Raw genomic sequence first — 13,001 nt, forward strand, 5'->3', positions numbered from 1 at the left:
GCCACTGACAGTCGTGCGAAAAGTCGCACAAAGAAAGGACGGGCCCGGAACCGGAGAGGTTCCAGGGCCCGCCCTTTTTCTTTACGCGTACCTGACGCGGCTACCGGGTTGAGCCGAGGGCTCAGACGGCGGCCGGGTCCTCCTCGACGAGGAGGTTACGGGTGCGGTTCGGGTCGACCGGGATGCCGGGGCCCATGGTGGTGCTGACCGCGGCCTTCTTGATGTAGCGACCCTTGGCGGCGGACGGCTTCAGACGGAGGATCTCCTCCAGCGCGGCGCCGTAGTTCTCCACCAGCTTGGCGTCGTCGAAGGACGCCTTGCCGATGATGAAGTGCAGGTTCGAGTGCTTGTCGACGCGGAACTCGATCTTGCCGCCCTTGATGTCGGTGACGGCCTTGGCGACGTCGGGGGTGACGGTGCCGGTCTTCGGGTTCGGCATCAGACCACGCGGGCCGAGGACACGGCCGAGGCGGCCGACCTTGCCCATGAGGTCCGGGGTGGCGACGACGGCGTCGAAGTCCAGACGGCCCTTCGCCACCTCGTCGATCAGTTCGTCGGAGCCGACGATGTCGGCGCCGGCGGCCTCCGCGGCCGCAGCACGGTCACCGGTCGCGAAGACCAGGACCCGGGCGGTCTTGCCGGTGCCGTGCGGAAGGTTCACGGTGCCACGGACCATCTGGTCGGCCTTGCGCGGGTCGACACCCAGACGGAAGGCGACCTCGACGGTGGCGTCGAACTTGGTCGTGGAGGTCTCCTTGGCCAGACGGACGGCCTCGAGCGGGGCGTACAGCTTCTCCCGGTCGACCTTGGCGTCCGCAGCGCGGAGAGCCTTGCTGCGCTTGCTCACAACTTGCTCCTGTGTGTTCTGAAGGAGTCGTGGTCCCTGGGCCGAGCAGGCCCTGCCACGTGCGACCGGGCTACGGCCGCATGACTGCTGGGGGGTGGGGTCAGCCCTCGACCGTGACGCCCATGGAACGCGCGGTACCGGCGATGATCTTCGCCGCGGCGTCCAGGTCGTTCGCGTTCAGGTCGGGCATCTTGGTCTGGGCGATCTCGCGGACCTGCGCCTCGGTGATCTTGGCGACCTTGGTCTTGTGCGGCTCGCCGGAGCCCTTCTCGATGCCCGCGGCCTTGAGGATCATCTTCGCGGCCGGCGGCGTCTTGGTGATGAAGGTGAAGGAGCGGTCCTCGTAGACCGTGATCTCCACCGGGATGACCCAACCGCGCTGCGACTCGGTCGCGGCGTTGTAGGCCTTGCAGAACTCCATGATGTTGACGCCGTGCTGACCCAGCGCCGGGCCGACCGGCGGGGCCGGGTTGGCGGCACCGGCCTGGATCTGGAGCTTGATGAGCCCCGTGACCTTCTTCTTCTTGGGAGGCATAGCTCTCCGGGTCCTTTCGGTTCGGGTCCTGCCCGCCTCCGGGGACCACCCGGATGCAGGCATACCGCACAACGATAACGGGTATAGATGCGCGGCCAAAAACCGTGCAGGTCAGGAGGGCTGAACCAGCCCGCCTGACCTGCACGGAAGCGGTACGTCCAGAAAAGGTCTAGTTCTTCTGGATCTGGTCGAAGGAGAGCTCGACCGGCGTCTCGCGGCCGAAGATCTCCACCAGGCCCTTGACCTTCTTCGAGTCGGGGTTGATCTCGTTGATGGTCGCCTGCAGCGTGGCGAACGGGCCGTCGGTGACGGTGACCGAGTCGCCGACCTCGAAGTCCAGCACCTGGACCTCGACCTTGCGCTGCGGGGCGGGCTTGCCCTCGGCCTCGGCGGCCTCGCGAGCGGCCTTCTCCTCGGCCTCCGGGGCGAGCATCTTGACGATCTCGTCCAGGGTCAGCGGGTACGGGTCGTAGGCGTTGCCGACGAAGCCGGTGACGCCCGGGGTGTTGCGGACGACGCCCCAGGACTCGTTGGTCAGGTCCATGCGGACCAGGACGTAACCCGGCAGCTTGTTCTGCTTGATCGTCTTGCGGTCGCCGTTCTTGATCTGGACGACCTCTTCCTGCGGCACCTCGGCCTGGAAGATGTAGTCCTCGACGTTCAGCGAGACGGCGCGCTGCTCCAGGTTGGTCTTCACGCGGTTCTCGTAGCCGGCGTAGGTGTGGATGACGTACCACTCGCCAGGCAGGGTGCGCAGTTCCTCGCGCAGGGCCTCGACCGGGTCCACCGGGGCGGCGGGCTCCTCCTCGGCGGCCTCCGCGTCGGCGGCCTCCTCGTCGGCCTCGGCCTCTTCGTCCTCGTCCTCGGCGTGCAGGGCGGCCTCCTCGGCCGGCTCACCCGCCTCGGCCTCGGCAGCCTCGAACTCGTCCTGCTCGTCCGCGCCCTCGACGATGTCGAGCTCGTCGTCCACCGTCTCGGCAGCCAGCCCTCGGGGCTCGGTGGCGTCGTCGTTCAGGTTCGGGTCAGACACGATGGCTGCTTCTTCCTGGATACATAGGGGTGGAACATGCGAAAAGGGGCGCCGGTACCACGGCGCCCTTCGCTCTTGGCTCAGCCGAAGACGTACTTGGCCGCGTGGTTGAGCCCATAGTCAATCACGGTCACCAGGGCGATCATGATGGCGACGAAGAAGATCACCACGGTGGTGTACGAGGTCAGCTGGTTGCGCGAGGGCCAGACGACCTTGCGGAGCTCCGCGATGATCTGGCGGTAGAAGGTGGCCAGACGCTTGAGCGGGCCCTTCTTGGCGCGCTTGCCGCCCTTGCGAGTCCTCTTCTTGGACTCGGACACCTCGTCCTGGGCGTCAGGCGTGTCGATGGAGCCCACGGCGTCCGTCATAGTCCTCACCTGATCCCGGGTCGTGGCCGTGCCGCGCCCGGTTCCTGAGCCGCACGGCGGTGCATTGCAGTACGTACATGCGCACACATCCTGGCGGTGTGTGTAGCAGGGCCGGAGGGACTTGAACCCCCAACCGCCGGTTTTGGAGACCGGTGCTCTACCAATTGAGCTACGACCCTTTGTGTGTCCCCCAACGTACCGCATCCGACCGGGTGCCCGGTGTGCACCGGCTCGGTGGCGGCTGCTGAAGGCCAACGAGGTGAGAGTGTACGTGGTCCGGGGCCCGGCGTCGAACAGAAAGCACCCGTCCGGTACCACCCGGCCGAAGATCGTCCAGGCCGGGGGCCGGATTCGGACCCGTGTTCACGCCTCGACCCTTCCTGTTCAGTCCGTGAAACCCGTGTGCCGGGCGCGTTTCCGGTCTGGAACGATGGGCCGCATGAGCGCTGCAACCCCTCCCACCGAGCGCCGGGTCTCCGCCCGAGTCGGCGCGATCTCCGAGTCCGCCACCCTCGCCGTGGACGCCAAGGCGAAGGCCCTGAAGGCCGCCGGGCGTCCGGTGATCGGCTTCGGCGCCGGTGAGCCCGACTTCCCGACCCCGGACTACATCGTCGAGGCGGCCGTCGAGGCCTGCAAGAACCCGAAGTACCACCGCTACACCCCGGCCGGCGGCCTGCCCGAGCTGAAGGCCGCCATCGCCGCGAAGACGCTGCGCGACTCCGGCTGGGAGCCCGACGTCTCGCAGATCCTCGTCACCAACGGTGGCAAGCAGGCCATCTACGAGGCGTTCGCCGCGATCCTCGACCCGGGCGACGAGGTCATCGTCCCCGCGCCGTACTGGACCACCTACCCGGAGTCGATCCGCCTGGCCGGCGGTGTCCCGGTCGAGGTCGTCGCCGACGAGACCACCGGCTACCGGGTCTCGGTCGAGCAGCTGGAGGCGGCGCGCACGGAGAAGACGAAGGTCGTGCTGTTCGTCTCCCCGTCCAACCCCACCGGCGCGGTGTACTCCGAGGCCGAGACCGAGGCGATCGGCCGCTGGGCCGTCGAGCACGGCCTGTGGGTGCTCACCGACGAGATCTACGAGCACCTGGTCTACGGCGAGGCCGCCGCCGTGTCCCTGCCGGGGCTCTTCCCCGAGCTGCGCGACAAGTGCATCGTGGTCAACGGTGTGGCGAAGACGTACGCCATGACCGGCTGGCGCGTGGGCTGGGTGATCGGGCCGAAGGACGTGGTCAAGGCCGCGACGAACCTCCAGTCGCACGCCACCTCCAACGTCTCCAACGTCGCCCAGGTGGCCGCGCTGGCCGCCGTCTCCGGTGACCTCGACGCCGTGGCGACGATGCGCGAGGCCTTCGACCGGCGCCGCAAGACCATCGTGCGGATGCTCAACGAGATCGACGGCGTGGTCTGCCCGGAGCCCGAGGGCGCCTTCTACGCCTACCCGTCGGTCAAGGCGCTGCTCGGCAAGGAGATCCGCGGCAAGCGCCCGCAGGACACCGTCGAGCTGGCCGCGCTGATCCTGGAGGAGGCCGAGGTCGCGGTCGTCCCGGGTGAGGCGTTCGGCACGCCGGGCTACCTGCGTCTGTCGTACGCGCTCGGTGACGAGGACCTCGTCGAGGGCGTGAGCCGCATCCAGAAGCTGCTGGCGGAGGCCAGGGACTGAGTCGTCCACTTCTGGACAGGGGCACCTCCGGATCTCCGGGGTGCCCCTGTTCCTTTGTGCGAGCAAGACCACGTCGGGGGAAACGGCTACCGGGACAGCGGGGACATACGGCAGGATCTGGGAATGGAGCGTGTACGTGATCTCTCTGAGCTGCCGAAAGCCCATCTGCACCTGCACTTCACCGGCTCGATGCGACCGGGCACCGTCCTGGAACTGGCCGACAAGTACGGCGTCCGCCTGCCCGACGCGCTGACGGAGGCGCTGACCAGCGGGGAACCGCCGAGACTGCGGGCCACGGACGAGCGGGGCTGGTTCCGTTTCCAGCGGCTGTACGACGCCGCGCGCTCCTGTCTGCGCGAGCCCGAGGACATCCAGCGCCTCGTCCGGGAGGCCGCCGAGGAGGACCTGCGGGACGGCTCGGGCTGGCTGGAGATCCAGGTGGACCCGACGTCGTACGCGCCCCGCCTGGGCGGTCTGATCCCGGCCCTGGAGGTCATCCTGGACGCGGTGGACACGACCTCGCGGGAGACCGGGCTCGGCATGCGGGTGCTGGTGGCCGCGAACCGGATGAAGCACCCGCTGGACGCGCGCACCCTGGCCCGGCTGGCGGTGCGCTACGCGGACCGGGGCGTGGTCGGCTTCGGGCTCTCCAACGACGAGCGGCGGGGCATGGCGCGGGACTTCGACCGGGCCTTCCACATCGCACGGGAGGGCGGTCTGCTGTCGGCCCCGCACGGCGGCGAGCTGACCGGCCCGGCGTCGGTCCGGGACTGCCTGGACGACCTGGACGCCACGCGGATCGGGCACGGGGTGCGGGCGGCGGAGGACCCCCGGCTGCTGAAGCGGCTGGCCGACCGGGGCGTGACCTGCGAGGTGTGCCCGGCGTCGAACGTGGCGCTCGGCGTGTACGAGAAGCCGGAGGACGTGCCGCTGCGCACGCTCTTCGAGGCGGGTGTCCCGATGGCGCTGGGCGCCGACGACCCGCTGCTGTTCGGGTCCCGGCTGGCCGCCCAGTACGAGATCGCCCGCCACTCCCACGGCTTCACGGACGCGGAACTCGCGGAGCTGGCCCGGCAGTCGGTGCGCGGTTCGGCCGCCCCGGAGGAGGTCAGGAAGCGGCTGCTGGCCGGCGTGGACGACTGGCTGGCACGCCCGGCGGCCTGAGGTGGACGTACGGCGGACGGGGTTTGCAGCAGATCACCACTTCGACGGGGTGCCCGCCGCCGGGCGGATCGACCAGGGGCGGGAACGACCCCAGGTACGCCATGCGCCCTTTGCCGCCACGCTTCCGGTACGGCCCCCGGCCCGCCGCGTCCGCGACCGCACCGACGAGGCCCGCACCGCGTGGGACGCCGCTGGCTGGAGCGAACGCCGGGACGGAGCCGGTTCCCGGGGTGATCTGCGGCCATGCCGGTGCGAGGCCGGAACCCGCGCGGCCTCCGCCGCACGGGGGCGCCTCCTGTGCGGTGCCTCATGGCGTCAGGGGCGCGGGGCGCCCGGCGTGTCCGTGACGGAGATTCCGCCCACCAGGGTGTGGGCGATGCGGGTGGCGAACTCGTCCACGGGCGGGCGGGCGCCGGTCTCGGTGGCGTCGTAGGCGAACGCCCGCTGGGCGCAGGCGCCGAGCAGGAGCGAGGCGGCGGCATAGGTGTCGGCGTCGGCACGGACCCGGCCGGCGGCCTGTTCGGCGCGGAGGTAGGCGTCCAGGCCCTGGATGGGCAGGTGCGGGCCGGAGCCGATCGCGCGCAGCGCCTCGTCGTGGCGGCGCTTGAGCTGGGTCTCGGCGTAGAGGGAGGCGGCGATCGGGAAGCTCTGCTCGTAGAAGAGGGCGGCCTGGCGGGCGATCTCGGTGAGGTTCCCGGCGAGCGTGCCCTGGCCCGGTTCGGCGGCGAGACCGCTGAGCAGCGGGGTGAGGCGGGGCAGGCGCTCGGTGAGGACCCGTACGAACAACTCCTCCTTGCTGTCGAAGTACTTGTAGAGGGCCGCTTCGGAGCAGCCGGCCGCGCGGGCGATCTCCTTGGTGGTGGCTCGGGCGAGTCCGACGGTGAGCATCAGCTCGTGGGCCGCGTCGAGGATGCGGACACGCGCCGGCTTCGTCTGCATGGGGCTCCTGATCGGGGCTTGACGGGTGGGTGAGTGCCTACCCACCCTAGAGGCCACACGGGTGAGTGAACACTCACCCACCATGTCCGCGGACCAGGGGAGTCGGACGTCACCATGAAGCTCACTGTCTTCGGCGCCACGGGAGGGATCGGCCGGGAGCTGGTCCGCCACGCCCTGGTCGCCGGTCACGAGGTCACCGCGGTGGTACGGGACCCGGCCCGGCTCGCCGTCACCGGCGACCGTCTGGAGGTCGTCCGCAGTGGCCTGAGCGGCTCCGAGGAGCTGCGGCCGGCGGTACGGGGCCGGGACGCCGTCCTGTCGGGGCTGGGGGCGCGCAGCCGCAGGGACGCCGGGGTGGCCACCCGGCTGACCCGGACAGTGCTGGGCGCCATGGAGGCGGAGGGTGTGCGCCGGCTGCTGGTGGTGAGCGCCGCGCCGGTCGGCCCGGCCCCGGCGCACGACGGCCCCCTGGACCGGGCGGTGCGGCGCCTGGTGTCGGCGGTCCTCAAGGACGTCTACGCCGACCTGCGGGGAATGGAGGCGGAGCTGGCCCGCAGCGGTACGGACTGGACGTCCGTACGGCCGCCCCGGCTCCAGGACAAGCCGCTCACCGGCCACTACCGCACCGTCGTCGGCGGCTTCCCGCCCCGGGGACGCTTCATCGGGCGCGCGGACGTCGCGCACGCCATGCTTGCGATGATCGATGCCGGGGAGACCCTGAAACAGGGGGTCGGAGTGGCCTACTGAGCGGCGCCGCCCGCCACCGGCGGCTCTGGCAACCGCTCCTCGGGCCTCTCGTCTGGATCATGCCGGGCTCGCGGGCCCCTGGCACCGCTCCCTGATCCGGCCTGATCCAAACGAAAGACCCTAGACGCTGACGCCGACGGTCACCGGCTCGTTGACCAGGGTGACGCCGAACGCCTCGCGGACACCGGCGATCACCTCGCGGGCCAGGGCGAGCAGGTCCTCCGTGGTGGCACCGCCCCGGTTGGTGAGGGCGAGGGTGTGCTTGGTGGAGATGCGGGCGGGGCCGCTGCCGTACCCCTTGGTGAAGCCCGCCTTGTCGATCAGCCAGGCCGCGGAGGTCTTCGTACGGCCCTCCCCCGCCGGGTAGGCGGGCGGCTCGACGCCCTCGCCCAGCCGTGCGCGCACGCGCGCGTGGAACGCGGCGAACTGCTCGTCGCTGAGGATCGGGTTGGTGAAGAAGGAGCCGGCCGACCAGGTGTCGTGGTCCTCGGGGTCGAGGACCATGCCCTTGCCCGCGCGCAGCTTCAGCACGGCCTGCCGGGCGTCGGCCAGCGGCACCCGGTCCCCCGGCTCCACACCGAGCGCACGGGCGGCCTCGGCGTACCTGACCGGCGCGGACAGCCCGCCCGCGTCCTCCAGCTCGAAGCGGACCCGGAGCACGACGTAGCGCTCGGGGTCGGCCTTGAAGCGGCTGTGGCGGTACGAGAAGGCGCACTCCTCGTTCGTCAGCGTGACGGTCTCGCCGGCCCGCCGGTCGTAGGCGATCACCTCGGTGATCGTCGAGGAGACCTCCTGGCCGTAGGCGCCCACGTTCTGGATCGGCGTGGCGCCCGCGGATCCGGGGATGCCGGCCAGGCACTCGATCCCGGCGAGCCCGGCCTCCACGGTGCGGGCGACGGCGTCGGTCCACACCTCGCCGGCCGCCAGCTCCAGGGCGGTGCCGCGCAGCTCGACCCCGCGCGTGGCGATGCGCAGCGCGGTGCCGTCGAAGCCCTTGTCGCCGATGACCAGGTTCGATCCGCCGCCGATGACCAGCAGCGGGGTGCCGCTGTCGTCCGCCTCGCGGACGGCGGCGATCACCTCGGCGTCGGTGGCGGCGGTCACCAGCCGGGTCGCGGGACCACCCAGCCGGAACGTGGTCAGCGGGGCAAGGGGGGCGTCGTGGAGTACCTGCACGGGCCCAAGACTACGAGACGGGCCGGCAGGGGCCGCGCCGGCCGACAGGGCCACCCCCGACGGGCCGGGGCTCGCCCACGCCACTACGAGCCGCAGGTCCACGCGCGCGGCGCCACCAGCCCGCCGGCACAGCGCGCCTGCCACGCGCGCCACCGGACGATGCCTCGCCCCCTCCCCTCCCCACCGCGCACGCCCCCGCCCCCGCCCCGAGAACACACGCACGCGCGCATGGACCTCCCCTGCGGGCCACAGGTCCACGCGCGCGTGCGGTGTCGTGCTGTGCTGTGCGGGCGGCGGCTACGTCAGTCGCCGTGTCGCCTCCTCCCAGCTCACCGGGAGGCCGTCGGTGGACGTCCGCCAGGTGGCGAACCGGACGTCGCGCATCTGGCCCGCCAGGGCGCGGGACGTCGGCCGGTGGGCTCCGGAGCGGGCGAACTCCCTGAGCGCGGCGGGCGACTCCCAGGCGGACAGGGTCCAGAAGGTCCGCCGCAGGGGCTGGGCCCTGAGGGTGGCCCCGTAGGCGCCCGGTGCGCGGCCGGCCTGCCGCCAGACGGCCGGTGTGCGGACGAGGAAGCGGAGGGCACCCCGCAGGGTGCGGGTCTCGAAGCGCGAGGCGAAGACGTGCGCCTCGGCGCCGGCCGGCGGGGGGTTGGGCACGGTCCAGGGAAGCGTGGGCATCGCGGGCTCCTCGCGCGGGGGTGACAGGTCAGCGGGAGACGGTCTCGAGGACCGGCGCGGGCGCCTCCCCGGCCGCGGGAACGGTGCTGCGGCGCCCGGGGATCGCCAGGGCCGCGACCGCGGCGAGGGCGACCACCGCCGAGCCGGTGACCAGGGCCGGCCGCAGACCGTCGACGAAACTCTGCGCGGACTCGTAGCCGCCCCGCGCGGAGAAGATCGACGACATCACCGCGATGCCGAGCGCGCCGCCCACCTCGCGGAGCGCGTTGTTGGCGCCGGAGGCGATCCCCTGCTCCTGCGAGCGCACGCTGGCCATGACCAGGCTGGCGGCCGGCGCGAAGTACAGGGCCATGCCGACACCGCTGATGACGAGGCCGGGCAGCTGGGCGCCGTAGGAGACGTCCGTGGTGACGATCCAGGCCATGTAGCCGAGCCCGACGGCCTGGAGGAACAGGCCCGCGGCGACGACCGGCCGGCCGCCGATCCGGTCGGACAGGAGCCCCGCGACGGGTGCGACGAGCATCGGCATGCCGGTCCACGGCAGCATCCTCAGTCCCGCCTCGGTGGGCGAGTAGCCGAGGACGCCCTGCATGTACTGGCTGAGCAGGAAGATGGAGCCGAACATCCCGACGAACATCAGCAGGCTGGCGGCGTTGATCCCGGAGAAGGCCCGGGAGCGGAACAGCCGCATGGGCAGCATGGGGTGCGTCGCGCCGGAGCTGTAGCCGACGAAGCCCACGAGCAGCGCCCCGCCCGCGCCGAGCGCGGTCAGCACCACCGAGTCGGTCCAGCCGTCGGCGGGCCCGCGGACCAGGCCGTAGACGATCCCGAAGAGCCCGCCGCTGGCGAGGAGTGTGCCGGGGACGTCGAGGCGGGCGCCGGTGCCGTGGGACTCGGCGAGGCGCAGCCGGGCGAGCGGCAGCGCGGCGAGGCCCAGCGGGACGTTCAGCCAGAAGATCCAGTGCCAGGAGACGTGCTCGGTGAGGCTGCCGCCGATCAGCGGCCCGGAGGCGACGGCGAGGCCGTTGACGGCGCCCCAGATGCCGTACACCGTCCCGCGCCTGGCCGCGGGCACGGCCGCGGTGAGCAGGGTCAGTGTGAGCGGCAGCATCACGGCCGCGCCGACGCCCTGGACCGCGCGGGCGGCGATCAGGGAGTCGATGCCCGGCGCCATGGCCGCGGCGGCGGACGCGCCGGTGAAGACGGCGAGTCCGGCGATGAACATCCGCCGGCGTCCGAAGCGGTCACCGAGCGCGGCACCGAACATCAGCAGGACGGCGAAAGTGAGCGTGTACGCGCTCACGGTCCACTCCAGGTCGTCCAGCGCCCCGCCGAGGTCCTCGCGGATGGAGGGCAGGGCGGTCGTGACGACCAGGTTGTCCAGGGACGCCATGAATCCGGCGACGCTGGTGATGACGAGGGCCCATATCACGCTCGCGCGCGACGGGTCGGTGACGGGTGGTGCTGTCTGCTGTGCCATCGTCCCCCCTGGGGATCTTAGTTAGTAATTGCTGACTAACTTTCGTGGGCATGGTGGTGGTCATGCTTGTGCCCGCCGAGACGACAGGGCCAGGCCCCTACGCCTCCAGGCGACCCGTGAGCCGGGCCGAGGGATAGAGCCCCTCCCATACCCGGTGCTCGGGCGGAAAACCCATGGCCACCAGGCAGTTGATGAGCATCCCGTGGGCCAGGAAGGCGGTCGTCTCGTCGACGTCCGCGCCGAGCGCCAGCCGCACGGTGTCCCACAGCCGCATCCAGCCGGCCCGTACGCTCTCGCCGAACTCCCGGTCGCCCTCCTGCTCCGCGGCGGCCACGGCGATGTACATCTGCATCTGCATCATCAGCCACTCGGGCCGCTCCGCGATGACCTTGGTGTACGCGTTCGCCATGGCGTGCAGGGCCTCCTCGCCCCGCAGCCCCTCCGAGGCCTCCTCGAAGGTCCGGATGGTGTCCTCCACGCAGCGCTCGGCCGCCGCGAGGAAGATCGCCTTCTTGCCCGGGAACAACCGGAAGAGGTACGGCTGCGAGACGCCGACCCGCTTGGCGATGGCCTCCGTGGAGGTGCCGTGGTACCCGCCGCGTGCGAACTCGGCGGTCGCCGCGCGGATGACGCTCTCGCGTCGCTCCTCTGCGCTCATCCTGGGCATGCCCTGAAGTTAGTACTCAATCACTAACTTAGTCAAGGGCGTCCCGGGTCATATGAGGGGACGGCATGCACGAGGGGCGCCCCGCCGAAGACGGACGCCCCTCACACGCGGAACGCGGGCCGTCAGGCGAGCCGTACGACCGCCCGGGACATGCCCAGCACCTTCTGGCCGGCGCTCATCGCCGTCAGGTCCACCCGTACGGTCTTGTCGTCCAGCTTGGCCGCGACCTTGGCGCTGACCTCGATCAGGGCGCCGTGGTCGTCGTTCGGGACGACGACGGGCTTGGTGAAGCGGACCCCGTACTCCACGACCGCGCCCGGATCGCCGGTCCAGTCGGTGACCACGCGGATCGCCTCGGCCATGGTGAACATGCCGTGCGCGATGACGTCCGGCAGGCCCACCTCCTTGGCGAACTTCTCGTTCCAGTGGATCGGGTTGAAGTCCCCGGAGGCGCCCGCGTAGCGCACGAGCGTGGCGCGGGTCACGGGGAAGGTCTGCGCCGGCAGCTCGGTGCCGACCTCGACCTCGTCGTAGGCGATCTTCGCCGTCATCGGGTCCTCACGCCTCCTCGGCCGCACGGGCCACGAGCTTGGTCCAGGCGGTCACGACGTGCTCGCCGGCCTCGTCGTGCACCTCACCGCGGATGTCCAGGATGTCGTTGCCCGCGAGGGACTTGATCGCCTCGATCGTGGAGGTGACCGTGAGCCGGTCGCCGGCGCGCACCGGGCGGGCGTAGGCGAACTTCTGGTCGCCGTGCACCACGCGGCTGTAGTCGAGCCCCAGCTGGGGGTCCTCGACGACCTGGCCGGCCGCGCGGAAGGTGATGGAGAACACGAAGGTCGGCGGGGCGATCACATCGGAGTAACCGAACGCCTTGGCGGCCTCGGGGTCCGTGTACACCGGGTTGGTCTCGCCCACCGCCTCGGCGAACTCGCGGATCTTCTCCCGGCCCACCTCATAGGGCGCGGTGGGCGGGTAGGTCCGTCCCACGAACGACTGGTCGAGCGCCATGGCCCGGCACCTCCTGATGTCTGCTGTGCTGGCCCCAAATTAGCCGGAAACCGGCCGCGGGACGCGCACGGGGGCGGCGCGGCGGGCGGGTACGGCGGGCTGGGTGCCGAGCCGGTGAAACGCCGTGAGGCCGCCCCCTCGGAAGGGGACGGCCTCACGGTCGAGCCTGTTTATCGCGTTTCGCGGTGCGCGGTGTGCGCATTGCAACGCGGGCAGTGCTTCTTCATCTCAAGACGGTCCGGGTTGTTACGCCGGTTCTTCTTGGTGATGTAGTTCCGCTCCTTGCACTCCACGCAGGCCAGCGTGATCTTCGGGCGGACGTCGGTGGCAGCCACGTGAGTGCTCCTAAGACGAACGGATGGACTGGTTCAACGCAAGAAAGAGTAGCCGATCGAAGGACCGACCCCGCAATCGGCTACTGTCAGTAGCGGTGACCGGACTTGAACCGGTGACACAGCGATTATGAGCCGCTTGCTCTACCGACTGAGCTACACCGCTTTGATGAGATCAGCCCCCGCCTGGCGGCGGGAACCTCTCACATCAGAGCCCCAAAACGGAATCGAACCGTTGACCTTCTCCTTACCATGGAGACGCTCTGCCGACTGAGCTATTGGGGCGAGCGATGAAGACATTACACGGTCCGCCGCCGTTCACCCAAATCCGTATCCCGCCGCCCGACGGAACCCTCCCCAC

General features: G+C 70.9%; 15 protein-coding genes and 3 tRNA genes. 3 read left to right on the forward strand and 15 right to left on the reverse strand.

Going from position 1 to position 13,001, the window contains the following annotated elements; all coding sequences use genetic code 11:
- Positions 1-121 precede the first annotated feature (121 nt).
- From rplA to AB0946_RS07915, 5 genes are all read right to left on the reverse strand, one after another.
- A complete protein-coding gene (gene rplA / locus AB0946_RS07895; RefSeq protein WP_103812786.1) occupies positions 122-847 on the reverse strand; it encodes a 50S ribosomal protein L1 in 726 nt (241 codons plus the stop codon).
- A gap of 100 nt (positions 848-947) precedes the next feature.
- Complete coding sequence (gene rplK / locus AB0946_RS07900) at positions 948-1,382, reverse strand: 50S ribosomal protein L11 (protein WP_030345386.1); 435 nt, start codon at positions 1,380-1,382, stop codon at positions 948-950.
- 169 nt (positions 1,383-1,551) lie between these two features.
- The gene (gene nusG / locus AB0946_RS07905; RefSeq protein WP_366759686.1) at positions 1,552-2,412 is read right to left on the reverse strand and encodes a transcription termination/antitermination protein NusG; all 861 of its coding nucleotides are present in this window, start codon (positions 2,410-2,412) and stop codon (positions 1,552-1,554) included.
- 80 nt (positions 2,413-2,492) lie between these two features.
- A complete protein-coding gene (gene secE / locus AB0946_RS07910) occupies positions 2,493-2,780 on the reverse strand; it encodes a preprotein translocase subunit SecE (protein WP_030641154.1) in 288 nt (95 codons plus the stop codon).
- Positions 2,781-2,886: 106 nt separating this feature from the next.
- Positions 2,887-2,959 (reverse strand) — tRNA-Trp (locus tag AB0946_RS07915).
- A gap of 260 nt (positions 2,960-3,219) precedes the next feature.
- Here AB0946_RS07915 and AB0946_RS07920 point away from each other — a divergent pair.
- Complete coding sequence (locus AB0946_RS07920) at positions 3,220-4,446, forward strand: pyridoxal phosphate-dependent aminotransferase (RefSeq protein WP_366759687.1); 1,227 nt, start codon at positions 3,220-3,222, stop codon at positions 4,444-4,446.
- Positions 4,447-4,569: 123 nt separating this feature from the next.
- Complete coding sequence (locus tag AB0946_RS07925) at positions 4,570-5,610, forward strand: adenosine deaminase (RefSeq protein ID WP_366759688.1); 1,041 nt, start codon at positions 4,570-4,572, stop codon at positions 5,608-5,610.
- A 315-nt stretch (positions 5,611-5,925) separates the two neighbouring features.
- Here the strand turns inward: AB0946_RS07925 and AB0946_RS07930 are convergent, their stop codons facing one another.
- Positions 5,926-6,549 (reverse strand): helix-turn-helix domain-containing protein, encoded by a 624-nt coding sequence (locus tag AB0946_RS07930; protein ID WP_366759689.1) that lies wholly within the window; start codon positions 6,547-6,549, stop codon positions 5,926-5,928.
- Positions 6,550-6,663: 114 nt separating this feature from the next.
- On the opposite strand from AB0946_RS07930, the gene AB0946_RS07935 reads away from it, so the two are divergent.
- A complete protein-coding gene (locus tag AB0946_RS07935; protein WP_366759690.1) occupies positions 6,664-7,296 on the forward strand; it encodes an NAD(P)H-binding protein in 633 nt (210 codons plus the stop codon).
- A gap of 120 nt (positions 7,297-7,416) precedes the next feature.
- Here AB0946_RS07935 and AB0946_RS07940 read toward each other — a convergent pair whose 3' ends face one another.
- The 9 genes from AB0946_RS07940 to AB0946_RS07980 form a co-directional block, all read right to left on the reverse strand.
- Positions 7,417-8,472 (reverse strand): UDP-N-acetylmuramate dehydrogenase, encoded by a 1,056-nt coding sequence (locus AB0946_RS07940; RefSeq protein WP_366759691.1) that lies wholly within the window; start codon positions 8,470-8,472, stop codon positions 7,417-7,419.
- 297 nt (positions 8,473-8,769) lie between these two features.
- Positions 8,770-9,150 carry a DUF3291 domain-containing protein gene (locus tag AB0946_RS07945; RefSeq protein WP_366759692.1) on the reverse strand — a complete coding sequence of 127 codons (381 nt, stop codon included), beginning with the start codon at positions 9,148-9,150 and terminating at the stop codon, positions 8,770-8,772.
- A gap of 28 nt (positions 9,151-9,178) precedes the next feature.
- A complete protein-coding gene (locus AB0946_RS07950) occupies positions 9,179-10,630 on the reverse strand; it encodes an MFS transporter (protein ID WP_366759694.1) in 1,452 nt (483 codons plus the stop codon).
- A 97-nt stretch (positions 10,631-10,727) separates the two neighbouring features.
- A complete protein-coding gene (locus AB0946_RS07955; protein WP_366759695.1) occupies positions 10,728-11,297 on the reverse strand; it encodes a helix-turn-helix domain-containing protein in 570 nt (189 codons plus the stop codon).
- A gap of 122 nt (positions 11,298-11,419) precedes the next feature.
- On the reverse strand, positions 11,420-11,848 hold the full coding sequence (locus AB0946_RS07960) for a MaoC family dehydratase (RefSeq protein ID WP_366759696.1): 429 nt from the start codon (positions 11,846-11,848) through the stop codon (positions 11,420-11,422).
- Between the two features lie 7 nt (positions 11,849-11,855).
- Positions 11,856-12,308, reverse strand: coding sequence for a MaoC family dehydratase N-terminal domain-containing protein (locus AB0946_RS07965; protein WP_058081542.1), 453 nt, complete (start codon positions 12,306-12,308; stop codon positions 11,856-11,858).
- Between the two features lie 170 nt (positions 12,309-12,478).
- Positions 12,479-12,643: a 50S ribosomal protein L33 gene (gene rpmG / locus AB0946_RS07970; RefSeq protein ID WP_003948671.1), complete on the reverse strand. Its 165-nt coding sequence runs from the start codon at positions 12,641-12,643 to the stop codon at positions 12,479-12,481.
- Between the two features lie 90 nt (positions 12,644-12,733).
- Positions 12,734-12,806, reverse strand: a tRNA-Met gene (locus AB0946_RS07975).
- A 46-nt stretch (positions 12,807-12,852) separates the two neighbouring features.
- Positions 12,853-12,925, reverse strand: a tRNA-Thr gene (locus AB0946_RS07980).
- Positions 12,926-13,001: the final 76 nt, after the last annotated feature.

The organism is Streptomyces sp. NPDC046870, assembly GCF_040704595.1.
GTDB lineage: Bacteria > Actinomycetota > Actinomycetes > Streptomycetales > Streptomycetaceae > Streptomyces > Streptomyces argyrophylli.